This is a genomic window from Halotalea alkalilenta DSM 17697 (genome assembly GCF_000621205.1).
Taxonomy (GTDB): Bacteria; Pseudomonadota; Gammaproteobacteria; order Pseudomonadales; family Halomonadaceae; genus Halotalea; species Halotalea alkalilenta.
Genome location: NZ_JHYY01000043.1, coordinates 17,766 through 42,890 on the forward strand (window position 1 = coordinate 17,766; position 25,125 = coordinate 42,890).

Consider the following 25,125-nt stretch of genomic DNA (forward strand, 5'->3'; position numbering starts at 1 on the left):
GCTCGGTGACCCAGTGACGCCGCGCCTCGGCGGGCATGGCGCAGGCGAAAATGGTCGCGCCCTAAACGTTTCGGCATCCTATCACTTGCGGCCCTGACACGGGTACAATCGCGCGCCATGAGCCCAAAACGCCCGCCTTCCCACCACCGCACTCGACCCGCAGGGCGGGTACGCCTGATCGGCGGCCGCCTCAAACGCAGCGTGATCGAAGTGCTCCACAGCCCCGGCCTTCGACCGACGCCAGACCGGGTCCGCGAGACCCTGTTCAACTGGCTCGCCTTCGAACTCGCCGGAGTCCGCGTGCTCGATCCATTCGCCGGCAGCGGCGCGCTCGGTTTCGAGGCGATCTCCCGCGGTGCCGCGAAGGTGCTGATGATCGAGCGCGACCGGCGAGTCGCCGGACTGCTGCGCGACAACGCTCGCCGCCTCGGCATCGGCGAGCAGGTCGAGGTACGCGAGGCGGATGCGCTCGCCCAGCTTGCGCGGACGCCGGATGAACCTTACGACCTGGTCTTCCTCGACCCGCCGTTCCACCAGGGACTGGCGGCCGAAGCCGCGGCGCTGCTCGAACGGCATGGCTGGCTCACCCAGCGGGCGCTGATCTATCTCGAATGTGAATCGAGCCTGGCGACGCCGGTACCGGCAAATTGGGAGGCGCTGCGCGACACCCGCGCGGGCGAGACACAAGCCCGGCTCTATCGTCGTGCGCCGACGGGCTGATCGGCGCTTGCTGACCTGCCCGCCCTTCGGGCATGCTGGCGCGACGCGGCGATCCAGCCAAACTCACGACCGAACCAACCGCAGCAATTATCCGTAGTGAATGCCAGGAGGCACGCCCAAGATGAGCACCGAACTCTTCGACCAGCTCGAACAGAAGGTCAGCAATGCACTCGATACCATCGAGATGCTGCGCATGGAGGTAGAGGAGCTCCGCGAAGAGAATCAGCGGCTTCTCAACGAGCGCCAGCAGGGCGAATCACGCCTCAACGATATTCTCGCGCGCTTCAACCAGATCGAGCAGCAAAACGCGAACGCTCCCCAGGATCCTGCCCAGGGCTTCCAGCCCAACCAGGAAGCGACGCAGCCGAGCGAGCAGCAGCACTACTGAGCGCCATCCGGGGGCGCGCCGCATCATCGCGCCCCCGCTACGCTATAGCGGCGCTCGACCCACCGCGGTTCCCCTCGACATCAAAAGCGCATCTTCGCGCCCGCCGCCCGCATCGGGGTAATAGCCGCGGCGCACTCCATCCTCTGCGTAGCCGGCGCGCCGATAGAGCGCGATCGCGCCTTGGTTCGACACCCGCACTTCGAGCAGGATCCGCTCCTTGCCCAGCGCAACGGCCCGAGACGCACAGTGCTCGAGCAGCGCCAGCGCGATGCCGCGCCTGCGCCAGTCGGGAGATACGCCGATGATCTCGAGCTCGAGGTCGAATACCCCGATCCCTAGCACACAGTAGCCACGAACCACTCCAAACTCACGCTCACGCCAGCCCCACACCTCGCGCGCGGGGTCCTCGAGCGCGGCCGCGAGCAGCGAGCGCGACCAGGTAGAGTCGGCGCTGGCGGCTCGCTCGAGCGCATCGAGCTGCGCCAGCGCACCGGCCTCGAGACGCTCGATCATCGTTCATCCATTCGCGAGCACGTCACGCAAGCGCGCCAGCGCAGGCCACAGACCCCGCTTCGCCTCGGCACTCCCGAGCAGCGTCGCGAGACCAGGCGCGGCCAGCGCGGGCAGTTCGAGCAGCTCGCTTCGAACATCATCGATGCCGAGCACCTCGCGCAGCCGCGCGGCTTCTTCTCCATCGTCGGCGAACAGCAGCAGCCACTCGGGCGATGCGTTCGCGCCGATACGCCCCTGGAGGAAAGCGCGCAGCCCTTCGCGCGCCTCGAGCAGCGGATCCTCGACGCTCAGCCCTTCGATCATCGGCCAGTGGAACTCGACCAGCTCGCCCAGCTGCCGCTGGTTCGCCCCAATCGCCGAGAACAGCGCATCGAGCAGGCTGAGCTGTCGTGGATCGGGTCGGCCTCCGACGCTCATCACCAGCCAGCGCCGCTCGACCACGATGGCGGTAAAGGAGAACCGCAGCGGCGCCTGGGCCACGGCTGCGGGTGCCGGCTCCTCCGTGGCTGTGGGCGCTGGCGTCTCGGCCAGCCCCTCGCCGAGCAACGCACGCGCACTGGCTGGCGGGGAAGAAGGCGTGGCCGGGGCAGCGTCAGCGACGATGGCTTCCTCACCGCGCGATCGCTCTACCGACTCGGATTCGCGCAACAGCGCCTGCAGGCGGGTGGCAGGCGCCACTCCCTGCTCTTCGGCTGGCGCCACCGGCCACTCGCAAGCGTCGGTGGGTCGTGCGTTGGGCAACCGATAGCGCGCGGTCCAAAACGTCAGCCCCATCGCCTCGAGATACTGCAACTGGTGATGGAGGGCGGCTGCGCTCGGGCATGACATGGGCGGATTCCTAGGCGTGCGCAGGGGGGCTTGTGGCGCTGCGTTATCAGGCAATGCGCCCACCGCCGCGGCAATTGGGCGATGCGGGAATCTCGCCGTGCCGGCGCTCCCATTCGCGAGGCGTGTAGAGATGCAGTGCCAGCGCATGGACAGGCCCTGCGAGCTCCTCGTCGAGCAGGCCATAGATTCGCTGGTGGCGCTTCACCGGCATAAGGCCCTCGAACGCCTCGCTGACCAAGGTGACTTTGAAGTGGGTCTCGGAATCAGGTGGGACATGGTGGAGATGACTTTCGTTCTCGACCTGCAAGAACCGCGGCGAAAGCTGACCGAGCCTGGCTTCGATGCGTTGTTGAACGTTCATGGATTCTCCGGATCGAGCGAATGTCAGCGAATGCGCCGAGGGTGGAGGCGCGGTTAGTGGCATTGCGCGCGGGATTCAGCGATCAGCCTCGCAGGAGCACGCGCAGAGCGGCCATTCGCACAAGGCTCACCACCAGCGCCACTGCCGCGAACAGCGAGGCGACCCAAAGCGCCAGCCCCACCGGCAGCGTCGCGGCATGGCTTGAGAAGATTATTCCAGAAAGCGCCAGGGCGACCAAGGCGGCCCCTACGCTTTGGGCAAAGGTACGCACCGTGGCGAGGACACCCGATGCCCGGTTGCTCAACGCCAGCGGCAGGCTGCCCATCATCTCCCGATTGTTCGGCGCCTGATAGGCACCGAACCCCAGTCCGCAGAGCGCAGAGCGCCAGAGCACGTCGACGACCTGAGGAGCGGGATTTGCAGCGAGCAACGCCAGCGACAGCACCCCCGCGAAGAAGAGCAAAAGCCCGCAGGTCGCCACCCTGGGCGCAGGCACCCGATCGGCCAGTCGCCCGGCCAGAGGCGCGGCGATCATGATCGCCAGCGGCCAGGGGGTGAACAGAAGCCCGGACACCAGCGGCGAGAACCCTTGCGCGCTCTGGAACAAGAAGGGTAGCGCAACGAAAGCCATGGTCTGGGCGACGAAGCTGAAAAACGAGGTCAGCGCTGCCAGCGAGAAACGCGGTTCACGGAACATCGACAGCGGCAGCAGTGGATGGGACGTACGTCGCTGGCGCTGCAGGAAGGCCAGCGCCGCGACCGCGCTGAGTGCAAGCCAGGGCAGCGCACTGCTCTCTCCCGCCTCGGCACGCAGGCGATCGACGCCGATCACGCAGGGGCCGAGCGCCAGCGCCGACAGCATCGCGCCGAGCAGGTCGAAGGGGCGACCATTGCCGCTCTCTCGCGGCAGGAAGCGGGCGGCGATCACCAGCGCCGCCAGCCCGACCGGCAGATTGATGTAGAAAAGCCACCGCCAGTCGGCGATCGTCAGCAGCACCCCACCGAGGGTCGGTCCAGCGGCCAGGGCCGTGGCGACGCTCATCGCGACCATGCCGATCGCGGCTCCGAGCAGCCGGGAGGGGAAGATACGCCGATTGAGCGAGGGGCCGATGCTCATCACCGCCGCGGCCCCCAGTCCCTGCACCGCACGCCAGAACACCAGGGCCTCGAATGAATTCGACAGCGCACAGCCCAACGAGGAAACCACGAACAGCGAGAGACCGCCGAGATAGAGCCGGTAGCGACCGATCCGGTCACCGAGCGCGGCACAGGAGAGAATCACCGCGGCGGCGACCAGCTGATAGACGTTGCTGATCCACACCGCCGAAGCGGAGTCGATCGACAGCGCGTCCGCCATCGTCGGCAGCGCCACGCTGACCATGGTGGTGTCGAGCACCACCATCAGCGTCGCCAGCAGTACCGACACCATAGCCGGCAGGCGATGCGCGGGCGGCAGCCCATCATCTCCCGGGCGGGAGGAGAACAGGCCGTCCTTCATCTATGCTGCGCGGCGATGCAGCACCACATCGCGCGCGACGGCTCGAATCACGCCTCGTCCTCGTCGAGGGGCTGGGCGTCCAGCACCTCGTCGTCCTCGAGATCGAGCGCCAGATAGCTGTGCTCGACGCGCAGGAAGCGTTCGAACAATGCCCAATCGAGCGTCTCGGGCCACAGCCGGGAATCCTCTTCCCAGGCGCGCAGCTCGCTCTCGAGGATGTCGAGATAGCGCTCGCGGACGTAGGCCTGGAGCGCTTCCTCGGTATCCATCTCACCGATCAGGTAGACGGTGCTCTCGCGCTCGACGTCCGCCAGGTTCAGATCATCCTCTCCCTCGGTCGCTTCCAGCAGGTTGATCCAGTCGACGAAGGCCTGGGTCGGCTTGACGCTCAGCGCCGAACGATTGACCAATCTCATCTTGAAACTCCTCACCTGGGAGGTGGACGTTGGCGATATGCCGCCGGGACTTCAATCAGCAATGGGACGCATCGCCGGGAACAGCAGCACGTCGCGAATCGAAGCGCTATTGGTGAGCAGCATCACTAGGCGGTCGATGCCGATGCCCTCGCCCGCGGTCGGCGGCATGCCGTACTCGAGCGCGCGCACGTAGTCGGCGTCATAGTACATGGCTTCGAGATCTCCGGCGTCCTTTTCCGCTGCCTGGGCGCGGAAGCGCGCCGCCTGGTCCTCGGCGTCGTTGAGCTCGGAGAAACCGTTGGCGATCTCGCGCCCACCGACGAAGAACTCGAAGCGGTCGGTGACCTCGGGATCGCGATCGCTGCGCCGCGCCAGCGGGCTGACCTCGGCCGGGTATTCGGTGATGAAGGTCGGCTTGATCAAGCGATGCTCGGCGACCGCCTCGAACACCTCGGTGAGGCGCTTGCCATGGCCCCAGCTGGGCTTGAGCTCGACGCCGAGGCGCTGGGCGAGCGCGGTGATGCCTTCGAGGCTCTCGAGCTCGCAAGCCTCGATCCCCTCGCCATATCGAAGTACCGCATCCTTCATGCTCAACCGGTCGAACGGCTCGGCCAGATCGAGCTCGATCGCCGCATCATCGTGTCCGAGCATGATCCTGGTGCTGCCGAGCACCTCGAGCGCGACCTGGCGCAGCATCTCTTCGGTGAGATCGATCAGGTCCCGATAGTCGGCGTAACCCCAGTAGAACTCGAGCATGGTGAACTCGGGATTATGCCGGGTGGAAAGCCCCTCGTTCCTGAAGTTACGGTTGATCTCGAAGACCCGCTCGAAGCCGCCCACCACCAAGCGCTTGAGATAGAGCTCGGGGGCGATACGCAGGTACATATCGAGATCGAGCGCGTTGTGATGGGTGACGAACGGTCTGGCGCTAGCGCCGCCGGGAATCGGCTGCAGCATCGGCGTCTCGACTTCCATGAACGCACGCTCGGTGAGGAAGCGCCGGATCGCCGCGATCACCCCGGCGCGAACCCGGAAGGTCTCACGTACCTCCGGATTCATGATCAGGTCGACGTAGCGCTGACGATAGCGGCTCTCCTGGTCGGTGAGACCGTGGAACTTGTCCGGCAGCGGCCGCAGCCCCTTGGTCAGCAGGCGCGCCTCGCGCATCAATACGTAGAGATCACCCTTGCCGGATTTGTGCACCGGTCCACGCGCACCGACGATGTCACCGATATCCCACCCCTTGACCTCTTCGAGCGTCTCGCTATCGAGCCCGTGCTTGTCGACGTAGAGCTGGATCTGGCCACTCACGTCCTGGATCACGATGAACGGGCCCCGCTTGCGCATCACCCGCCCGGCGACCGCCGCCTGGCGATCGAGCGCCTCGAGCGCTGGCTTGTCGTACCCACCGAGCTCGAGCTCGAGCTCCGACGCCAGGCTGTCACGGCGAAAATCGTTGGGGAAGGCGCTGGTGCCCCGCTCGCTCGCCCGCTCGCGCAGCTGGCTCAGCTTGGCGCGGCGCTCCTGGATCAGATGGTTTTCCGGCTCCTGGCCGGGCAGCGCGGTACTTTCAGAGGGGTCCTGGTGAGGCATGGCGTATCCTGTCTCGATAGCTTCAAAGCAGTCGATGGTAATGGAAATCCAAACGAGTTCCGGCGAGCCTAGAGGGCATCGCCGGGCGGATCATAGCGGCTCAAAGCCCTTGCTTGAGGCTGGCGACGATGAATTCGTCGAGATCGCCATCGAGCACCTTATCGCAGTTGCTGGTCTGCACCCCGGTACGCAGGTCCTTGATCCGCTGGTCATCGAGCACGTAGGAGCGGATCTGGCTACCCCAGCCGATGTCGGACTTCGAATCCTCGAGCTTTTGCTTTTCAGCGTTCCTGAGCTGCATTTCGCGCTCGTAGAGCTTCGCCTTGAGCATCTTCATCGCGCGGTCGCGGTTATTGTGCTGCGAACGCTCGGTCTGGCAGGAGACCACCACGCCGGTCGGCACGTGGGTGATCCGCACCGCCGAATCGGTGGTGTTGACGTGCTGCCCACCGGCGCCGCTCGAGCGATAGGTATCGGTGCGCAGGTCCGCCGGGTTGATGTCGATCTCGATATTGTCGTCGACCTCGGGGGAGAGGAACACCGAAGAGAACGAGGTATGCCGACGCCCGCCCGAGTCGAACGGGCTCTTGCGCACCAGCCGGTGCACGCCGGTCTCGGTACGCAGCCAGCCGAAGGCATATTCGCCGCGGATGTGCACGGTCGCCGACTTGATCCCCGCCACCTCGCCGGCGCTGACCTCGACCAGCTCGGTGTCGAAGCCGTGATGCTCGGCCCAGCGCAGGTACATGCGCAGCAGCATGTTGGCCCAGTCCTGCGCCTCGGTGCCACCGGAGCCGGCCTGGATGTCGAGATAGGCGTTGTTGGCGTCCATCTCGCCCGAGAACATGCGCCGGAACTCGAGCGCGGCGAGGCGCTCCTCGAGGCGGTCGATCTCGACCACGATCTCCTCGACGGTGGCCTCGTCGCCTTCCATCACCGCCAGCTCGAGCAGCTCGGCATTGTCGCCAACCCCGGCGTCTAGGGCGTCGATGGTCGATACCACCTGCTCGAGCTGGGCGCGCTCGCGCCCGAGCTTCTGAGCGTACTCCGGATCGTTCCAGACCGTCGGGTTCTCGAGTTCGCGGTTGACCTCTTCTAGCCGATCCTTCTTCTCGGCGTAGTCAAAGATACCCCCTCAGGACGTCGGCGCGTTGCGCCAGATCCTTGAGCTGGGCGTTGATCGGATTGATCTCTCGCATATTGGCTACCGTGGTGTCTGTACGCACGCCAAGACGGGCGGCGCAGGAGAAAACGTCGGCGCCCCACGGCAGTTGGCATTCACCAAACATTCCCGGGGCGCATCAGAGGGGGAGCATTGTAGGGCATCGCCCGGCGCAGCGTCATCCGCGCCATAGCGACGGTGCGCGACCGCCGGGGCGATCGAGCCGCCCCCCGGCCCTATAAGCAAAGCGCCGAAGTGAATTGGCCGGGACACTCGAAGGCTGGCTAAAGTGGCAACAGGCCCGAGACGGGGGCTAAAGTGACCTTGAAGCATCGGGATCATCTCGTCGAACGATAATCAGAAGGGAACACCAACCGGATGAAGCGCTCTTTAGTCCTCCACGCCACGCTGCTCACCGCCATGCTGGGGCTGCCGGCCCTCGCCCAGGCAGAAACCCTCCGGGTCGGGATCATCGGCGATCCCGCATCGCTCAGTCCGCCGAAGATCACCGGCGGCGTATGGGAAGAAGATGTGCTGCGCGATCTGTTCGCCGGGCTCATCGACGTCTCGAGCGACGGCCAGGTGATCCCCGGCGTCGCCGAGCGCTGGGAGGTCTCCGAGGATGGCAAGACCTATACCTTCCACCTGCGCGACTCGAAATGGTCCGACGGCCAGCCGGTCACCGCCGCCGACTTCGTCTTCGCGCTGCGCTATGCGATCGACCCGAGCAACGCCGCCACCGGCGCCGAGCGGCTCTACCCGCTGGTCAATGGCCAGCGCATCGCCGAAGGCGAGGCCGAGCCGGACACCCTCGGCGCGAGAGCGGTCGACGACCATACCCTCGAGCTCACCCTGAGCGAACCCGCCGCGTACTTCCTCAAGATGCTGGTGCTGCCGATCTTCTATCCCTTGCCAGAGCACGCAGTGCAACAGTATGGCGACGACTGGAGCCGCCCCGACCGGATCGTGGTCAACGGCGCGTTCAAACCGACCCAGTGGATATCGGGCACCGAACTGACCACGGTCAAGAACCCGGAATACTTCGACGCCGAGAACGTAGCGCTCGACGGCGTGCGCTACTTCCCGATGGAGGACCGCGAGGCAGGGATCACCCGCTTCCGCGCCAACGAACTCGACGTGCTGCGGGACTTCCCCGCTTCACGCCATACCTTCCTCCAGCAGACGCTGCCCGATGCGGTTCACATCACCCCCAACCTCGGCAGCTACTACTACACCTTCAACCTGCGCGACGGCCAGCCGACCGCGGATCAGAGAGTGCGCGAAGCGCTGAGCCTCGCCATTCGCCGTGACGTGATCGCCGACCAGCTGCTCGAAGGTGCGGTCTCGCCCTCCAATGCCCTGGTGCCAACCAGCGTCAGCGACTATACCCCGCAGCCCCAGCCGGGTCTCGACCAGCCGATCGAGCAGCGCCTGGAGCGTGCCCGGGAGCTGCTCGCGGAAGCAGGCTACGGTCCCGACCAGCCGCTCGAGCTGACCCTGAGTTTCAACGCCGGCACAGAGCAGCAGCGCATCGCGGTGGCAGTCGCGGCGATGTGGCAACCGCTCGGCGTCCAGGTGCGGATGAACAGCGCCGAGGCCAACGTGCACTATGCCAACCTCCGCCAGGGCGACTTCCAGGTCGGACGCGCCGCCTGGATCTCGAGCTACGACGACCCACAGAACTTCCTGCAGCTGGTCTACTCCGCCGGCAACAACTACGGCGACTACCAGGACCCGACCTTCCGCGATCTGTTCGCCCGCTCCAACGTCGAACAAGATGTGGCCAAGCGGCGTGAGCTGCTCGAGCAGGCCGAGCGGCAGCTGTCGTCCCAGTTCGTGCATGCCCCGATCTATCTGTATACGGCACGCAACCTGGTCAAACCGAACGTCGAAGGCTGGCAGGACAACGCCCTCGACATCCACCCCGCGCGGTGGATCAGCATCGGGGCCCAGTAGCGCTCCCTACCGACCGGCGGCTGCCGGTCGGTACCCTGCGACCATCGTATCGCCCTCTTGTTGATGCTGGTTCAAGCCCGTAGATTGGTGCCCTTGAACAAAGGTTCATTACAGCTTGCACGTTTTACGCGATCTGCAGACGATTCTCCGGCGAGGATCGCCGCCGCCCTGATCAGCAACGCTCCATCTCAACAACAACCCGGACCACCACATGCGCTCATCCAAACACCTCCTCAAAGCCCTGGCGCTCTCGGGCGGCATGATCGCCTCGCTGCTGCTCGCCGGCCCCGCGGCCGCGCGTACGCTCAACATCGGCGTGATGGGCGAACTCGCCTCCTTTGACACTTCCCAAGTCTCCGGCGGCGTCTGGGAATCGCAAGTGCTGATGGACGTCTACGAGGGACTATTGAAGAAGGGGCCGGATGGCGAGCCCCTGCCGGGCATGGCCACCTCCTGGGAGGTCTCCGAGGACGGCAAGACCTATACCTTCCATCTCCGCGAAGGCGCCAAGTGGTCGGATGGCCAGCCAGTGACCGCGGAGGACTTCGTGTTCGGCTGGCAGCACCTGCTCGACCCGCAGAACGCGTCGAAATACGCCTACATGCTCTACCCGGTGGTCAACGCCGAGGCGGTCAACACCGGCGACCAGCCGCTGGAGCAGTTGGGAATACGCTCGCTCGACGAGGGCCGCACCTTCGAGGTCAGCCTCAATGCGCCAACGCCCTATTTCCTGCAGTTGATGACCCACTACACCGCTTATCCGCAGCCCAAGCATCTCTACGATGAATATGGCCGCAGATGGATCGATCTTGCCAACATCGCCACCAATGGAGCGTTCAAGCCGGTCGGCTGGGTGTCGCAGTCGCGCATCGACACGGTGAAGAACCCCGAGTACTACGACGCCGACCAGGTCGCGCTCGATGGTGTCACCTTCCATACCACCGAGGATCGCAACTCGGCGATCACCCGTTTCCGCGCCGGTGAGTTCGACATCATCACCGACTACCCTTCGAGCCGTTACGCCTGGTTGAAAGAGAACCTGCCCGAGGCTACCCACATGGCGCCTTATCTCGGCAGCTACTACTACGTGCTGAACCAGCGCGAAGGGCGCAAGACCGCCGATCCGCGGGTGCGTGAGGCGCTCAACCTGGCGGTTCGCCGCGACGTACTGTCGAACCAGATCATGGCCGGCAGCTTCGCCGAGGGGCTCTCCTTCGTACCACCCGGGGTCAGCCACTACCAGCCCCAGGAAATGGACCTCGGCGATGCGGACTACCAGGATCGCCTCGCGCGGGCGAAGGCACTGATGGAAGATGCCGGTTACACCCCCGCCAACCCGCTGCGGGTGGACCTGCGCTACAACACCGCCGATGAGCACCGCCAGATCGCGGTGGCGATCGCAGCGATGTGGCGCCCGATAGGGGTCGAGGTCAACATGGTCAACGCCGAGGCCACGGTCCACTACCAGACCATCGCCCAGGGCGACTTCGATATCGCTCGCGCGGGGTGGATCGCCGACTACAACGACGCCGAGAACTTCCTCACCCTGCTGCGCACCGGGGTGGGCAACAACTACGGCGCCTACTCCAATCCTGAGTACGACGAACTGATGGCGCAGGCCGCCAACACCCAGGATCTCGACGCCCGCGAGAGGGTGCTCGAACAGGCCGAGCAACTGGCGATGAACGACTATGCGCTGATTCCGCTGCTCTACTACGTCTCGCGCAACCTGGTCGATCCCTCGATCCGGGGTTGGGAAGACAACGTTCAAGACAACCACCCCTCGCGCTGGGTGAGCTTCGCCGAGTAAACCACCGCGATCGCCCGGCACACCGCCGGGCTGCCTTCAGTATCCGGCACCGCCGAGCGGCGGTGCCGGCCAGATCGAGTTTGCCGATGACATCCCTGCTCTTCATCCCATCCTCCCGTCTCAAGCGTATCCTCGCCGTCGGCTGCAGCGCGCTGCTGTTCACCGCCCTCGCCCCGCCGCTCCAGGCGGCCACTTTACGCATGGCGATCCAGGGCGAGCCGGCCTCGCTGGCACCGGCCAAAGTCAACGGCACCGTGTTCGACAATGACGTGCTGGGGGATCTCTACGAAGGCCTGGTGACGCTCGACGCCTCAGGCGATTACATCCCGGGTGTCGCCAGCGGCTGGCAGGTCAGCGACGACGGGCGGGTCTATACTTTCGAACTGCGCGAAGACGCCCGATGGTCCGATGGCGAGCCGGTCAGGGCCGTGGACTTCGTCACCGCCTTTCGCACCGCGCTCGATCCCAAGTCGCCTTCGGTCTACGCCAGCCTGTTCTATCCGATCGAAGGCGCGCAGCGCGCGGCCCGGGGCGAGACGGCGCTGGAGTCGATCGGCGTAAGCGCGCAAGACGAGCGTCATTTGCGCATCGAGCTGGTCCAGCCGATCACCTACTTGCCGGCGCTGCTCGCTCACATCGCCGCCTCTCCGCTGCCGACCCATCTCATCGAGCGCCTGGGCGACGACTGGAGCAATATCGATGAGATCGTCACCAATGGCGCTTTCGCACCTCGCAGCTGGGTTTCCCACGACCACCTGAGCGCGGTCAAGAACCCCTATTTCCACGCGGCCGAAAGCGTAGCCCTAGAGGGTATCGACTACTATCCGATAGAGGATCCCGCAGCCGGGGTACAGCGTTTCCGCGCGGGCGAGTTCGACGTCGTACGCAGCTTCCCGGTTGGAGACTATCCGCGGCTCGCGCAGCAGCTGGGTGAAGAGGTCAGGCTCTCGACCGAGCTCGGCGTCTACTACTACGCATTCAATCAGCGCGAGGGCCAGCCGACGAGCGATGAGCGGGTGCGCGAAGCGCTCAGCCTGGCCATCGACCGCGAGGTGATCGCCGACAAGATCATGCAGGGCACGGTGGTCCCCGCCGAGGGCTTCGTCCCCCCGGGCGTCGATCACTATCGAGGCGCGCGGATGCCTGGGCTGGACGCCCCGCTCGACCAGCGCCAGGCGAGGGCACGTGCGCTGCTCTCGGATGCCGGCTACTCGCCAGCCTCGCCGCTCGAGCTGCGCCTGGCCTTCAACGAGAACCGCGCCAATCGCAGCATCGCCATCGCGGCGGCGGCGATGTGGCGTGCCATTGGGGTCGAGACCGAGTTGGTCAACACCGAGGCGAGCGTGCATTTCTCCAATCTAGCCGGCGGTCAGTTCGGCATCGGCCGGGCAAGCTGGATCGGGGACTACGATGACGCCGACAACTTCCTCGGCATATTGAAAAGCGGCAACGCCAAGAACTACGGCGGCTATCGCGACGACGAGTTCGATGCCCTGCTCGAGCGCGCGGCTGCCGAGCAGGACCAGCAGCGCCGGGCAGCGATACTCCAGGCCGCGGAGGCCAAGGCGCTCGGCGACTATGCGCTGCTGCCGCTCTACTTCGACGCTTCGCGCAATCTGGTCGCCGAAGGGGTGAAGGGGTGGCAGGACAACGTACTCAACCGACATCTCGCCCGCTGGCTATCGCTGCAAGCGCAGTGAACCAGGGGATGAGACGCATCGATGCCGACTCGCGCTTGGAAGCTCGGTGCACTTCACGCGCGGCAGGCAGCGCTGTCCAGGCTGCCGTCATAGCGTGCATGGCACGATAGTTGCCTGATCATCCACCGTATCGGGGCCGCGATCCGGCGCCGGTGGCAAAGCCGTTCCAGGAGCGACGCATGCTTCATCGACTGTCCTCGGGCCTATCCTCTCGCGCCCGATCACTCAGGGGTCCAATCACCGGCGCTCTGCTGCTCGGCCTGCTCCCCTTCGCCTCGGTCCAAGCGGCGACCATCCATATCGCCAATGGCGCCGAACCCGGCACCCTCGACCCGCAGAAGGCTTCGGGCGACTGGGAAACCCGCATTACCCGCGAGCTGTTCGAACCATTGCTGGGATACGACGCCCAGGGTGAACTCATCCCCGGGCTCGCCGCCCGCTGGGAAGTATCGGACGATGGCAAGACCTATCGCTTCCACCTGCGCGAAGCGCAATGGTCGGATGGCCGGGAGATCACCGCCGCGGATGCGGTGTTCGCGCTGCGTCGGCTGCTCGCGCCCCAGACCGCGGCCTACAACGCCAACCTCTACTACCCGATCGAGGGCGCCGAGGCGGTCAACCGCGGTGAAGCCACGCCCGACACCCTCGGGGTGGAAGCGCTCGACGAACGCACGCTGGAGATACGGCTGACCCAGCCCACCGCCTATTTCCTCCAGGCGATGGCGATGACTGAATCCGCGCCGCTGCCCGAGCACTACATCGATCAGGCCCTCGACCAGCCGGGAGCGCGCTGGGTCACCCCCGGCGAACTGGTGGTGAGCGGCGCCTTCCAGCTCACCGCCTGGACGCCACAGAGCGAAATCCGGCTCGAGAAGAACCCCGGTTACTACGCGGCCGACCAAGTGAAGCTCGATACCGCGGTGCTCTACCCTCTCGACGACGCCCAGGCGGCGCTCAACCGCTTTCGCACCGCGGAGATCGACATCTCCTACCTCGGCGTCCCGTCATCCCAGATCGGCTGGGCCAGAGAGAACCTCGCGCACGAGCTTCGGATCAATCCGATCCTCGGCGAGTACTACTACGTGCTCAACCAGCGCGAAGGCTCGAAGCTTGCCGACAAGCGGGTGCGGGAGGCGCTCAACCTCGCCGTTCGTCGCGAGGTGATCACCGATACCATCCTCGGCATGGGCCAGATCCCCTCCTACTGGTACCTGCCCCGGGCGATGTCCGGCGATGCGGGCGGCACGATGGGCTTCATGCGAGAACCGCTCGAGCAGCGCCTGGAGCGTGCTCACACGCTGCTCGCCGAGGCGGGCTACGGCCCCGGCGAGCCGCTCGAACTGGAGATCGCCTACAACACGCTCGAGGACCATCGTAAAGTGGCGGTGGCGATCGCTGCGATGTGGCGCGCGATCGGGGTCGAGACTCGGCTGACCAACCGCGAGACGGCGGTGCATTTCGCCACCCTGCGCCAGGGCGACTTCCAAGTCGGCCGCTACGGCGCGATCGCCACCGTCGACGATCCGTTCGATCTGCTCAGCTCCTTCGTCACCGGCGCCAGCGGCAACTACAGCGGCTATGCCAACCCGGCCTACGACCAGCTGGTCGCACGCAGTACCGCGGAGCTCGACCCTGCACGCCGCGCTGAGCTGCTGACCGAGGCCCAGCAGCTACTGCTCGACGACTACGCGATGGTGCCACTCTATGACTACGTCTCGACCAAGCTCGTCTCCGACAGGGTCCAAGGCTGGCAAAGCAATCCGCTCGATGTCCATCCGCTTCGCTACATGAGCATCACCGAGTGAACGCGCCAGGCTCTGAAGACTCTTCCATCCCCCGGCTTTGGAATGCACGTACGCCATGCTGACCTACATCCTCAAGCGCTTCGGCCAGGCGATCCCGACGCTTTTGATCGTGATCACCGTCTCGTTCTTCCTCATGCGCCTGGCGCCGGGCGGCCCCTTCGACGGAGAGCGCCAGCTGCCACCGGAGATCGAAGCCAACCTGATGGCGGCCTACCACCTCGACGAGCCGCTGTGGTCGCAGTACCTGCGATACATGGGCGGCCTGCTCCAGGGAGACTTCGGCCCCTCGTTCAAGTACAAGGATTTCAGCGTCACCGATCTGATCATGCAGGGCTTCCCGGTCAGCCTCGAGCTGGGTGCCTGGGCGATCGTGCTGGCGCTGGCGATCGGCCTGCCGCTCGGGATCATCGCCGCGCTGAAACGCAACTCGACGGTCGACTACGTAGTGATGGGGATCGCACTCGGCGGCATCGCGGTACCCAATTTCGTGATCGCGCCGATCATGGCGCTGGTGTTCGGGGTGATGCTGGCCTGGCTGCCCGCCGGCGGCTGGAATGGTGGTGCCTGGGCCAACATGGTGCTGCCGGTGATCGCGCTGTCGATCCAGCAGATCGCGGCGATCGCGAGGCTCACCCGGGCCTCGATGATCGAGGTGCTCGGCAGCCAGTACATCCGCACCGCCCGCGCCAAGGGGCTCTCCGAATGGGAGGTGATCCTCCACCATGCGCTCAGGCCTTCGCTGCTGCCGGTGATCTCGTACCTGGGGCCGGCGATCGCCGGCATCATCACCGGCTCGATCGTGATCGAGCAGATCTTCGGCCTGCCCGGCATCGGACGCTACTTCGTCCAGGGCGCGCTCAACCGCGACTACACCCTGGTGATGGGGGTAGTGGTGTTCTATGGGGTACTGATCGTGCTGCTCAACCTGATCGTCGATTTGCTCTACAGCGTCCTCGATCCACAGATCCGCTACGACGATTGAGCCCGCTCCTCGACCCAGATTCGGTGACCAACTGATGAGCCAAGACAACCTACCCGGCGTCGCCAAGAGCGTCGCTCCGCAAACCTTCCTCGGCGCCGGCGACAGCCTGGCGATGGACGCCTGGCACCGGCTGCGCCAGAACAAGGCCGCGATGGGCAGCCTGATCATCCTGGTAGTGCTCGCGATCGTCTGCCTGATCGGTCCATTGCTGCTGCCGTGGGGCCTGGCCGACGTCGACTGGGAGAATTTCATGAGCCCGCCGTCGTTCGAGTCGACCCACTACCTCGGTACCGACGCCAACGGCCGCGATCTGCTGGTGCGCACCCTCTACGGCGGCCAGATCTCGCTTTCGGTAGCGCTGGTCGCCACCGCCGTGAGCCTGGTGATCGGCGTGCTCTACGGCGCCATCGCCGGCTATTTCGGCGGGCGTATCGACAGCCTGATGATGCGCTTCGTCGACATCATGTTCTCGCTGCCGTTCATGTTCATGGTGATCCTGCTGATGGTGGTGTTCGGCCGCAACATCCTGCTGATCTACGCCGCGATCGGTGCGGTCGAATGGCTCGACATGGCGCGCATCGTGCGCGGCCAGGTGCTGGCGCTGAAGCGCCGCGAGTTCGTCGAGGCGGCCCAAGCGCTCGGGGTCAAGGACTCGAAGATCGTCACCCGCCACCTGATCCCCAACGCGATCGGCCCGGTGATCGTCTACGTCACCCTGACCGTGCCCAAGGTGATCCTGCTCGAAAGCTTCCTCTCCTTCCTCGGCCTCGGCGTGCAGGAGCCGCTGACCAGTTGGGGGGTGCTGATCTCGGAGGGCCGAGAAATGATGGAGAGCGCCCCTTGGCTGCTGATCACCCCGTCGGTGTTCCTCGCTGTGACGCTGTTCTGTCTCAACTTCCTCGGCGACGGTCTACGCGATGCGCTCGACCCCAAGACCCGCTGAACGTCCCGCGACGATGGATACCAAGGGAACCAAGATGAACGCACCCCAGCACTCCTCTCACCTCCAAGAGGGCAACGTCCCACTGCTGAAGGTAGAGGGCCTGAGCGTCGACTTCGCGCTGCATACCGGCACGGTCAACGCAGTCAAGAACGTCGGCTTCACCCTCAAGCGCGGCGAAACCCTGGCACTGGTCGGCGAGTCCGGCTCGGGCAAGTCGGTGACCTCGAGCGCACTGATGCATCTGCTGCCGGATCTGGCCCAGATCTCCGGCCGGGCGGACTTCGAGGGCGAGGAGCTGGTCTCGATGCCGCTCAAGCGGATGCGCCGGATTCGCGGCAACGCGATCTCGATGATCTTCCAGGAGCCGATGACCTCGCTCAACCCGCTGCATCGGGTCGGCAAGCAGATCGGCGAGGTGCTGAAGAAGCACCGCAAGGCACATGGAGCAGCGGTGCGCCAGCGCGTGCTGGCGCTGCTCGAACAGGTCGGCATTCCCGATCCCGCGCGAAGGATCGACAGCTACCCGCACGAGCTTTCCGGCGGCCAGCGCCAGCGCGTGATGATCGCGATGGCGCTGGCTTGCGAGCCGAAGCTCTTGATCGCCGACGAACCGACCACCGCGCTGGACGTCACCGTGCAGGCGCAGATCCTCGAGCTGCTCAAGGAGCTGCAGGCTCGCCTCGGCATGGCGATCCTGTTCATCACCCACGACCTCAACCTGGTCAAGCGCTTCGCCGACAGCATCTGTGTGATGCGCCATGGCGAGCTGGTCGAGTCGGGTTCGGTCGAGGAGGTGTTCACCAAGCCTCGCCATGACTACACCCGTATGCTGCTGGCCGCCGAGCCGCGTGGCAGCAAACCGCCGGTCGAGGAGTCCGCGCCGGTGCTGCTCGAGGCCAAGGACGTACGGGTGCGCTTCGCCACCAGGAAGCACCTGTTTCGCGCCGACGAGTATTTCGAGGCGGTGCGAGGGATCGATCTGACCGTAAGACGTGGCCAGACCATCGGCATCGTCGGCGAATCGGGCTCGGGCAAGTCCACCCTCGGCCGGGCGCTGCTGCGATTGGTCGAGAGCAAGGGATCGATCGATTTCGACGGCACCGACCTCGAGCGGCTCGACAAGAGCGGCATGCGGCCGCTGCGCTCGCGCATGCAGGTGGTGTTCCAGGACCCCTACGGCTCGCTCTCGCCTCGCCTCAACGTCGGCGAAATCATCAGCGAAGGGCTCAAGGTCCATCATCCCGAGCTCAATCGCCGCCAGCGCGACCAGCGGGTGGTCGAGGCGCTGGAGGAGGTCGCTCTCGACCCCCGGATGCGCGGCCGATACCCGCATGAGTTCTCCGGCGGACAGCGCCAGCGCATCGCCATCGCGCGCGCCCTGGTACTGAAACCCGAATTCCTGCTGCTCGACGAGCCGACTTCGGCGCTCGACCGCTCGGTACAGGTGCGCGTGGTCGAGCTGCTGCGCGACATCCAGCGCAAGTATGGGCTGACCTACGTATTCATCAGCCATGACCTCGCGGTAGTACGGGCACTGGCCGACACCGTGCTGGTGATGAAGGATGGCCAGGTGGTGGAGCGAGGCCCGGCCGAGCGGATATTCTCCGCACCGCGCGAGCCCTATACCCAGGCGCTGCTCAAGGCCGCCTTCCTCAATCGCGCCGACGGCCTGACACCCGAAACCCGGGATCAAGGCTGACGACTCAGGCCGGTCCCTGTATCGGCGCTCTTCACTTCACACGCTTTCCATTAGTGCTATCCGAACCGGCCTCCGATGGGGCCGGCGACTTCTTCATGAATGAATTCTGCGATCTCGTCCGGGAAATAAGATCCAGAGCCGGGCGTAACGGCTATAAACCCGGATAATTATTAGTTTTCAAACATTTAAATACCAATACAATGATTGGCATTGTAAATAAAAATACCTGTTCAAATAACTATTTTTGATGAAACTTTTTCAGTATAAAAGAGCGCGGATGCGCCCATGGCCCGTCGACCGCCAGTGGTAGCGATCCCAAGACGAACGAGCAGCAGGGCATCTCCTGCGCTCATCGAAAGGATCACAACTAGAACAAACCAATCGATCGCATCATCGCCACGGGCCTATCCACAACCATTCGACCCACAACTACAAAAGCGCCATATCCGTCAGGATCATCAGGAATCCAATAATGCATAACGCAACATCTCACGCACACCATACTTTCAAACTCAGCCTGCTCGCCGCCGCCATCGGCGCAGCTTCCTTCAGCGCCATCGAGCAGGCTTCTGCCTTCACCGCCTACGAAGACGCCAACAACCGCTTCATCATCAACGGTCGTATCGCCGGCAATTACACCTGGAACCGCGGCGGCGTCGACGGGGAAGACAACTTCAAGAACCAGGCCTCGCGTATCAACCTGGTCTACGAACACTACTTCGCCGATGACTGGACCGCGCTTGCGCGCACCGAGTGGGGCTTCGATCCCTTCTTCGAGAATGGCGACGACAGCCACACCAAGCGCCACCAGTACGTCGGCATCAAGCACCCGGTCTACGGGACCGTACTGGTTGGCCAGCAGTGGTCGATCTACTACGACATGGTCGGCATCATGACCGACCAGCTGTGGGTCTATGGCGCCGAGGCGCAGGGCTCGTTCAATGGCAACATGGGCAACGGCTTCCAGGGCCTGAGCCGTCCTAACCAGTCGATCTCCTATCGCAACACCTGGGATGATCTGACCTGGGGCTTGATGTACGGCACCTCGACCGGCGAGAGCAAATCCGATCTGGTCGGCTTCGATTTCGTTACCGGCAACCCTGAGTACGTTAGCCGCGGCGGCGAGCGCAGATACTTCGGCCAGACCGCATTGAGCTGGAAAGCCAACGAGGACCTGACCCTGGCCGCGGCCTACAACTACAGCCGAATCGAGCAGAACTACGTCACCAGCGACGCGGGCCAGATCACCGAAGACCCCAACGTCAACGCTTGGCTGCTCGGCGCCAGCTGGACCCCGGGCAACTGGTACCTTGCGGCGAACGCCGGCGAGCAGCGCAACCTGCGCGGCCAGCGCGATGGGGCCTACCAGAGCGCGCGCAGCTATGAGGGCGTGGCGAGGTACAACCTTCCCCGAGCTCACGAGCTTCGGCGACGTCCAGCTCTATGGCGCCGTCAACCGCTACGAGGACAAGGACACCAGCCAACGCGCAAGCTACTACGTGCTCGGAACCGCCTTGGTCGCCTTCGATAGCCAGCTGATCCTGGCTCTCGAGCACCGGTTCAACGACAACAAGACGGCCAGCGGCAGCAACACCACCGCGGACGAAGACTCGACCGCCCTGCTGGTCCGCTACAACTACTGATCCCGTCAGGCAACGCAGCGAAGGCCCCTCCTGGTCTCGACCGCTCCAGCACATGGATCGGCTCGATGCGCCAGGCGGGGCTTTTTTGCGCCGGAAAGACGCTTGCCACCCAATCATCGATATAGAAAATAGTTCAAAAAACAATTTTTAATTGAGTAATTAAATGGAACTAACCAACAGTCGATGATGAGGTGCGCGCCATTTTTCGGTATAAAGATCACATCACCTGAATCGGCACATACACAATTCTCAGAATAACAGTGGTTTAGGTGAATTAACCTCATGCGGGCCAGCCATTGGCAGCAGCTGTAGCACCAATGAGCTAGGCACCATGCGGGTCGCGGGACCGGATTGGTGATATTGGCGACGACAACGACCCCACGCACATACCTGTCGATCGGCGCCGTTCCCAACCCGGAGACTGTGTTCTAAGTGAGTGCAAGCTCGCTCGACACCGACAAAAAGCAGTGCTTGCCCGCGCAAGGTTCTCGCAGCTTGCCGCGGTTGGCTCCACTAAAACATTCGGGAACACTACGACAATGCAGCGTTCAGCACATCGACAAATCTTCAAGCACAGCGCCATCGCCGTCGCCGTCGCCGTCGGCCTTGCCTCGATGGCAACCATCGAGCGCGCGGCCGCCTTCACCGCCTTCGAAACGCCCAACAACCGTTTCGTGATCAATGGCCGTATCGCCGGTGCCTACGAATGGAACGACGGCGGCAGCGACGAAGACAACTTCAACAACGTCGGCTCGCGTATCAACCTGATCTATGAGCACTACTTCGCCAATGACTGGACTGCGCTGGCGCGCACCGAATGGGGCTTCGACCCGTTCTTCGCCGATGGCGACGATGCGCATTTCAAACGCCACCTCTATGTCGGCTTGAGCAACCCCACCTATGGGACCATCACCGTCGGCAAGCAGTACTCGGTGATGTACGACCTGGTCGACGTCTACACTGACCAACCGTGGCTCTATACCGACTACACCTCGCAGACTTGGATGGGCTACGACGGCGACTGGCTGGGGCTGCAGCGTCCGGATCGGACGATCAAGTACGTGGTCGACGTGGGTGACTGGACCCTGGGTGCGATGGCAGGCACCAGCTACGGTAATATCCATGGCCGTAACCGCGACCGAACCTACAACGTCGGCGGCCAGGAAATCGTAGTACCGGGTGGGGGCGAGGGCTACGATGTAGGCGCCGAGCGCAAATACATCGGCCAGGTCGCATTCAACTATCGGCCGGGCTACGACGTCACCCTGTTCGGCGGCTACAACTACACTCGGGTCAACCAGCAGGGCCTGAACAGTGATGGGGAGCAGTACGACGAGGATCCCAACGTCAACAGCTGGGAGGTCGGTGTCAACTGGGCGCCGGGCAACTGGTATCTCTCCGCTCTCGGCGGCGAGTCGCGTAACCTGATCGCCACCGATCGCCGAGGCGATGGTGTGATGCAGTCCGCGCGCAACTACGACACCTTCGCCGGTTACACCTTCCCCGGCGCGCTTGGTGAACTTGGCGACCTGCAGCTCTTCGGCCAGTACAGCTACGCCAAGGACAAAGAAGGCGAGTCTCGCATGGATCGCAAGATCTTCGGTATAGCCGCGATCACCTTCAACGAACAGCTGATCGTCTCCCTCGAGCACATGATCATGGATGACAAGTCGGAGACCGGCGCCGACGCCTACGACAACGACGTCACCGGCATCCTGGTCCGCTACAACTACTGAGTTGCCAAGCAAGGCAACGCTTTAGTTCGGCTTCCTTCCGCCCCGGCTCGCCGGGGCGGAATGTTTTCATCTCCTCCTGTTCGCCACTACTCCTCCCGCACCATTCTCATCCTTCCCGTCTCACCACCCTTGCCATTGACCTAAGTGCTACCCACAGGTTCTAGACTGCGAGATACAGGAAGTCGCAGCAGCCTCTGGAGGCGAGAATGAAAGTCAGCGAATTGGCGCGTCGCGCCGAAGTGACCGCCGAAACGGTTCGTCACTATGTCCGTGAAGGCCTGCTCGAACCAGCGCGAGACCCTCATAACAACTATCAGCTGTTCGACGAAGGCGCGCTCGGTCGACTGCGCTTCATCCTTCGCGCGCGCACCCTGGGGTTCAGCCTCAAGGAGATCCGCGACATCGTCGCTCACGCAGACCAGGGTGATTCACCCTGCCCGCTGGTCCGCGACATGCTCAGCGCGCGACTGCCTGAAGTTCAGGCGCGCATTCGTGAACTGCAAAGCCTCGCCGAACGTATGGAGCAGGCGCTCGCCGCCTGGTCGACCATGCCCGACGGCTCGCCCGACGGACACACCATCTGCCAGCTGATCGAGCACTGGAACGACGGGGCGGACGACTGCTGTCCGGCCCGAGTGACGAAGCAGCACGCACAAGAAGCCTCCCACTGAGGCTATCCACCGGCATCCGGGGCCTACTCCAGGAGGCTTCACTCATGCAACGAACCATCGCTCCCGCACGGCATCACTGGTCGCTGAGCCTCAGCGGACTCAGCTGCGGACACTGCATCCAGCGCACCAGGCAAGGGATCGAGGCCGCCGACCCAGCGGCCTCGATCACCGCACTGGACAAGACGCGCCTGGAAATCGACACCGTGCTGGGACGCCAGGAGCTGATCGCCACGGTCGAGGCCGCGGGCTACCACGCCCGCCCGCTGCACGATGACGAACTCGCCAAGCAGCCGGCCACGCCTGCGCAACCGGCGGGCGACCATGGTGGAATGACGGAGGGCGACGGGCATTCTTCGACGCGACGTGAATTCGAGATCGAAGGGATGACCTGCGCCTCCTGCGTATCCCGCGTAGAAAGAGCGCTTGGCCGCGTCAGCGGCGTGAAACACGCCTACGTCAACCTCGCCAGCGAGCGAGCGACCGTCGAGCTCGATGCCAAGGTCGATGACGCCAGCCTGATACGCGCAGTGCAAGATGCGGGCTACTCGGCCAAGCCACTCACGGCCAACGCGAGCGAACACCAGGAGGCACGCCAGCGCGAAGAGCAGCGATCGCTGCATCGGGCGCTGCTGGTGGCAACCGTGCTCAGCCTGCCGATCGTCGTTGTGGAGATGGGCGGGCACCTGATACCGGGCCTCGACGCCCTGCTGGTCTCCACCGTCGGGCAGCGCAATCTCTGGCTGCTCCAGGCAATACTCGCCACCCTGGTACTGGCCGGGCCCGGCAGGCGCTTCTTCCGCCAGGGCATACCCGCACTGCTGCGCGCAGCGCCGGACATGCACTCGCTGGTCGCCGTCGGCACCGGCGCGGCCTATCTCTACTCGCTGATCAGCACCCTGCAGCCAGGCTGGCTGCCAGCGGGAACCGCCAACGTCTACTTCGAAGCGGCCGCGGTGATCGTCACGCTGATCCTGCTCGGACGCTATCTGGAAATACGCGCACGTGGGCGCACCTCCAGCGCGATTCGCCAATTGATCGGCCTGCGTCCACGGCAAGGACGCATCGAACGCGACGGAGTCGTCACCATGCTGCCCATCGACCAAATCGAGACCGGCATGCGGGTGCTGGTCCATCCCGGCGAGCGGATCCCGGTGGATGGTGTGGTGCTCGAGGGCGAGAGCTTCGTCGATGAGTCGATGCTCAGCGGCGAGCCGATGCCGATCGACAAGCGCCCAGGCGACCGGCTTGCCGCCGGTACCCTCAACCAGCGCGGCGCGTTGATCCTCCGCGCTACAGAGGTAGGCGAAGGCACCCTCCTGGCCCAGATCGTGCGCATGGTGGAAGAGGCCCAAGGCGCCAGGCTGCCGGTGCAGGCACTGGTCGACAGAGTGACGCTATGGTTCGTACCTGCGGTAATGGGCGTGGCGCTGATCACCTTCCTCGCCTGGCTGCTGCTGGCACCAGCACCGTCGCTGGGTCTTGCGGTGGTCAATGCGGTGGCGGTGCTGATCATCGCTTGTCCTTGCGCGATGGGACTGGCGACGCCGACTTCGATCATGGTCGGCACCGGCCGCGCCGCCCAGCTCGGGGTGCTGCTGCGCAAGGGCGAGGCGCTGCAACGCCTCAGGAACGTTCGGGTGGTGGCACTCGACAAGACCGGCACCTTGACCGAAGGCCGGCCTGCCCTGACCGAACTGGAGTGCATCGAAGGCATCGACGAAGCGCAGCTGCTCGCCGATCTCGCCACGGTGGAGGTGCGCTCGGAGCATCCGATCGCCCAAGCGATCGTCACCGCCGCCGATGCGCGTGGCCTGCGCCGTGGAACGCTGGAAAGATTCGAATCGCTCACCGGACTCGGTGTGACCGCACAGGTCGACGGTCGCGAGATCGCCATCGGTACTGGAAGTTTAATGGCCAAACTGGGCATCGACCCAGCGGCCCTGAGTGCGCGCGCCACCGAGCTGGCCGAGATGGGGAAAACGCCGCTGTTCGCGGCGGTCGACGGTCGGCTCGCCGGCGTACTGGCGGTCAGCGATCCGCTCAAGCCGAGCAGCCGGGAGACGATCGATGGCCTCCATGCCCACGGTATCAAGGTCGCGCTGGTCAGCGGTGACAACCGCCGCACCTGTGAAGCGATCGCCGCTCAGCTCGGCATCGATGAGGTGATCGCCGAAGTGCTGCCCGGTGGCAAGGTGGCGGCGGTAGAGCGGCTTCGCCAGCGCATGGGCTCGATCGCCTTCGTCGGCGATGGCATCAACGACGCTCCAGCCCTGGCCAGCGCCGACGTCGGCGTGGCGATGGGCTCAGGTACCGACATCGCGATCGAATCAGCCGATGTGGTACTGGTCAACGGCCAGCCACGAGGGGTGCTACGGGCGATCGAGATATCGCGGGCGGTGATGCGCAACATCGGACAGAACCTGTTCTGGGCCTTCGCCTACAACGTCGCGCTGATTCCGGTCGCCGCGGGCGTGCTGACCCTGTTCGGCGGGCCGCTGCTGTCACCGGAGCTCGCCGCCGGGGCAATGGCGCTATCCAGCGTGTTCGTGCTCGCCAACGCCCTGCGCCTGCGCCGCGCCGCCGCTTGAACGTGGCGCAAGAAACGGGCCGCCGGTTTTCACCGGCGGCCCGTTTCGCAGGCTGCTGACAAAGTATTTGAAGATGCCACGATGGCTTCCAGCCGCCTCCGAGAGCGCGCTGG

21 protein-coding genes are annotated in these 25,125 nt (G+C 64.6%); 14 read left to right on the forward strand and 7 right to left on the reverse strand.

What is annotated here, in order from left to right:
- Nucleotides 1-117 precede the first annotated feature (117 nt).
- Both rsmD and Q376_RS21955 read left to right on the forward strand, forming a co-directional pair.
- Nucleotides 118-720, forward strand: a complete 603-nt coding sequence (gene rsmD / locus Q376_RS0108765; RefSeq protein ID WP_211266631.1) for a 16S rRNA (guanine(966)-N(2))-methyltransferase RsmD — start codon at nucleotides 118-120, stop codon at nucleotides 718-720.
- Nucleotides 721-841: 121 nt separating this feature from the next.
- Nucleotides 842-1,108, forward strand: coding sequence for a cell division protein ZapB (locus Q376_RS21955; RefSeq protein ID WP_081803459.1), 267 nt, complete (start codon nucleotides 842-844; stop codon nucleotides 1,106-1,108).
- A 42-nt stretch (nucleotides 1,109-1,150) separates the two neighbouring features.
- Here Q376_RS21955 and Q376_RS0108775 read toward each other — a convergent pair whose 3' ends face one another.
- The 7 genes from Q376_RS0108775 to prfB all read right to left on the reverse strand — a co-directional run bounded on the left by Q376_RS0108775 (nucleotide 1,151) and on the right by prfB (nucleotide 7,516).
- Nucleotides 1,151-1,621, reverse strand: a complete 471-nt coding sequence (locus Q376_RS0108775; RefSeq protein WP_027350006.1) for a GNAT family N-acetyltransferase — start codon at nucleotides 1,619-1,621, stop codon at nucleotides 1,151-1,153.
- Nucleotides 1,622-1,624: 3 nt separating this feature from the next.
- Nucleotides 1,625-2,449 carry a hypothetical protein gene (locus Q376_RS0108780; protein ID WP_052365088.1) on the reverse strand — a complete coding sequence of 275 codons (825 nt, stop codon included), beginning with the start codon at nucleotides 2,447-2,449 and terminating at the stop codon, nucleotides 1,625-1,627.
- Nucleotides 2,450-2,495: 46 nt separating this feature from the next.
- The gene (locus Q376_RS0108785; RefSeq protein WP_027350008.1) at nucleotides 2,496-2,810 is read right to left on the reverse strand and encodes a BolA family protein; all 315 of its coding nucleotides are present in this window, start codon (nucleotides 2,808-2,810) and stop codon (nucleotides 2,496-2,498) included.
- Between the two features lie 82 nt (nucleotides 2,811-2,892).
- Nucleotides 2,893-4,308, reverse strand: a complete 1,416-nt coding sequence (locus tag Q376_RS0108790; RefSeq protein ID WP_027350009.1) for a DHA2 family efflux MFS transporter permease subunit — start codon at nucleotides 4,306-4,308, stop codon at nucleotides 2,893-2,895.
- Between the two features lie 47 nt (nucleotides 4,309-4,355).
- Nucleotides 4,356-4,724, reverse strand: coding sequence for a hypothetical protein (locus Q376_RS0108795; RefSeq protein ID WP_027350010.1), 369 nt, complete (start codon nucleotides 4,722-4,724; stop codon nucleotides 4,356-4,358).
- 51 nt (nucleotides 4,725-4,775) lie between these two features.
- Nucleotides 4,776-6,317 carry a lysine--tRNA ligase gene (lysS, locus tag Q376_RS0108800; RefSeq protein ID WP_027350011.1) on the reverse strand — a complete coding sequence of 514 codons (1,542 nt, stop codon included), beginning with the start codon at nucleotides 6,315-6,317 and terminating at the stop codon, nucleotides 4,776-4,778.
- Between the two features lie 100 nt (nucleotides 6,318-6,417).
- Nucleotides 6,418-7,516, reverse strand: a protein-coding gene (prfB, locus tag Q376_RS0108805; protein WP_155834236.1) for a peptide chain release factor 2 whose coding sequence is annotated in 2 segments (ribosomal slippage) — nucleotides 6,418-7,440 and nucleotides 7,442-7,516 — 1,098 coding nt in all. Because the reading frame shifts where the segments join, the coding sequence is not laid out codon by codon here.
- A 341-nt stretch (nucleotides 7,517-7,857) separates the two neighbouring features.
- Here prfB and Q376_RS0108810 point away from each other — a divergent pair.
- From Q376_RS0108810 to Q376_RS0108865, 12 genes are all read left to right on the forward strand, one after another.
- Nucleotides 7,858-9,435, forward strand: coding sequence for a peptide ABC transporter substrate-binding protein (locus Q376_RS0108810; RefSeq protein WP_027350013.1), 1,578 nt, complete (start codon nucleotides 7,858-7,860; stop codon nucleotides 9,433-9,435).
- Nucleotides 9,436-9,646: 211 nt separating this feature from the next.
- Nucleotides 9,647-11,245, forward strand: coding sequence for a peptide ABC transporter substrate-binding protein (locus Q376_RS0108815; protein ID WP_052365089.1), 1,599 nt, complete (start codon nucleotides 9,647-9,649; stop codon nucleotides 11,243-11,245).
- Nucleotides 11,246-11,331: 86 nt separating this feature from the next.
- Nucleotides 11,332-12,945, forward strand: coding sequence for a peptide ABC transporter substrate-binding protein (locus Q376_RS0108820; protein ID WP_052365090.1), 1,614 nt, complete (start codon nucleotides 11,332-11,334; stop codon nucleotides 12,943-12,945).
- 179 nt (nucleotides 12,946-13,124) lie between these two features.
- Nucleotides 13,125-14,750 carry a peptide ABC transporter substrate-binding protein gene (locus tag Q376_RS0108825; protein WP_052365091.1) on the forward strand — a complete coding sequence of 542 codons (1,626 nt, stop codon included), beginning with the start codon at nucleotides 13,125-13,127 and terminating at the stop codon, nucleotides 14,748-14,750.
- A gap of 55 nt (nucleotides 14,751-14,805) precedes the next feature.
- A complete protein-coding gene (gene oppB / locus Q376_RS0108830) occupies nucleotides 14,806-15,732 on the forward strand; it encodes an oligopeptide ABC transporter permease OppB (protein ID WP_027350017.1) in 927 nt (308 codons plus the stop codon).
- Nucleotides 15,733-15,766: 34 nt separating this feature from the next.
- Nucleotides 15,767-16,675 (forward strand): ABC transporter permease, encoded by a 909-nt coding sequence (locus Q376_RS0108835; protein ID WP_027350018.1) that lies wholly within the window; start codon nucleotides 15,767-15,769, stop codon nucleotides 16,673-16,675.
- A 34-nt stretch (nucleotides 16,676-16,709) separates the two neighbouring features.
- On the forward strand, nucleotides 16,710-18,374 hold the full coding sequence (locus Q376_RS21960) for an ABC transporter ATP-binding protein (RefSeq protein WP_052365092.1): 1,665 nt from the start codon (nucleotides 16,710-16,712) through the stop codon (nucleotides 18,372-18,374).
- A gap of 472 nt (nucleotides 18,375-18,846) precedes the next feature.
- Nucleotides 18,847-19,905: a porin gene (locus tag Q376_RS0108845; protein ID WP_027350019.1), complete on the forward strand. Its 1,059-nt coding sequence runs from the start codon at nucleotides 18,847-18,849 to the stop codon at nucleotides 19,903-19,905.
- Complete coding sequence (locus Q376_RS25525) at nucleotides 19,889-20,017, forward strand: hypothetical protein (RefSeq protein WP_281173354.1); 129 nt, start codon at nucleotides 19,889-19,891, stop codon at nucleotides 20,015-20,017. Before Q376_RS0108845 ends, Q376_RS25525 begins: the two co-directional genes overlap by 17 nt.
- Before the next feature lie 539 nt (nucleotides 20,018-20,556).
- Complete coding sequence (locus tag Q376_RS0108855; RefSeq protein ID WP_027350020.1) at nucleotides 20,557-21,753, forward strand: porin; 1,197 nt, start codon at nucleotides 20,557-20,559, stop codon at nucleotides 21,751-21,753.
- A gap of 206 nt (nucleotides 21,754-21,959) precedes the next feature.
- Nucleotides 21,960-22,424, forward strand: a complete 465-nt coding sequence (locus tag Q376_RS21965) for a MerR family transcriptional regulator (protein WP_043446994.1) — start codon at nucleotides 21,960-21,962, stop codon at nucleotides 22,422-22,424.
- A 44-nt stretch (nucleotides 22,425-22,468) separates the two neighbouring features.
- Nucleotides 22,469-25,012, forward strand: coding sequence for a heavy metal translocating P-type ATPase (locus Q376_RS0108865; RefSeq protein WP_043446997.1), 2,544 nt, complete (start codon nucleotides 22,469-22,471; stop codon nucleotides 25,010-25,012).
- Nucleotides 25,013-25,125 lie beyond the last annotated feature (113 nt).

Coding starts and splice junctions, on each gene's coding strand:
- rsmD (WP_211266631.1), top strand. CDS start 118: ATGAGCCCAAAACGCCCGCCTTCCCACCACCGCACTCGACCCGCAGGG.
- Q376_RS21955 (WP_081803459.1), top strand. CDS start 842: ATGAGCACCGAACTCTTCGACCAGCTCGAACAGAAGGTCAGCAATGCA.
- Q376_RS0108775 (WP_027350006.1), bottom strand. CDS start 1,621: ATGATCGAGCGTCTCGAGGCCGGTGCGCTGGCGCAGCTCGATGCGCTC.
- Q376_RS0108780 (WP_052365088.1), bottom strand. CDS start 2,449: ATGTCATGCCCGAGCGCAGCCGCCCTCCATCACCAGTTGCAGTATCTC.
- Q376_RS0108785 (WP_027350008.1), bottom strand. CDS start 2,810: ATGAACGTTCAACAACGCATCGAAGCCAGGCTCGGTCAGCTTTCGCCG.
- Q376_RS0108790 (WP_027350009.1), bottom strand. CDS start 4,308: ATGAAGGACGGCCTGTTCTCCTCCCGCCCGGGAGATGATGGGCTGCCG.
- Q376_RS0108795 (WP_027350010.1), bottom strand. CDS start 4,724: ATGAGATTGGTCAATCGTTCGGCGCTGAGCGTCAAGCCGACCCAGGCC.
- lysS (WP_027350011.1), bottom strand. CDS start 6,317: ATGCCTCACCAGGACCCCTCTGAAAGTACCGCGCTGCCCGGCCAGGAG.
- Q376_RS0108810 (WP_027350013.1), top strand. CDS start 7,858: ATGAAGCGCTCTTTAGTCCTCCACGCCACGCTGCTCACCGCCATGCTG.
- Q376_RS0108815 (WP_052365089.1), top strand. CDS start 9,647: ATGCGCTCATCCAAACACCTCCTCAAAGCCCTGGCGCTCTCGGGCGGC.
- Q376_RS0108820 (WP_052365090.1), top strand. CDS start 11,332: ATGACATCCCTGCTCTTCATCCCATCCTCCCGTCTCAAGCGTATCCTC.
- Q376_RS0108825 (WP_052365091.1), top strand. CDS start 13,125: ATGCTTCATCGACTGTCCTCGGGCCTATCCTCTCGCGCCCGATCACTC.
- oppB (WP_027350017.1), top strand. CDS start 14,806: ATGCTGACCTACATCCTCAAGCGCTTCGGCCAGGCGATCCCGACGCTT.
- Q376_RS0108835 (WP_027350018.1), top strand. CDS start 15,767: ATGAGCCAAGACAACCTACCCGGCGTCGCCAAGAGCGTCGCTCCGCAA.
- Q376_RS21960 (WP_052365092.1), top strand. CDS start 16,710: ATGAACGCACCCCAGCACTCCTCTCACCTCCAAGAGGGCAACGTCCCA.
- Q376_RS0108845 (WP_027350019.1), top strand. CDS start 18,847: ATGCATAACGCAACATCTCACGCACACCATACTTTCAAACTCAGCCTG.
- Q376_RS0108855 (WP_027350020.1), top strand. CDS start 20,557: ATGCAGCGTTCAGCACATCGACAAATCTTCAAGCACAGCGCCATCGCC.
- Q376_RS21965 (WP_043446994.1), top strand. CDS start 21,960: ATGAAAGTCAGCGAATTGGCGCGTCGCGCCGAAGTGACCGCCGAAACG.
- Q376_RS0108865 (WP_043446997.1), top strand. CDS start 22,469: ATGCAACGAACCATCGCTCCCGCACGGCATCACTGGTCGCTGAGCCTC.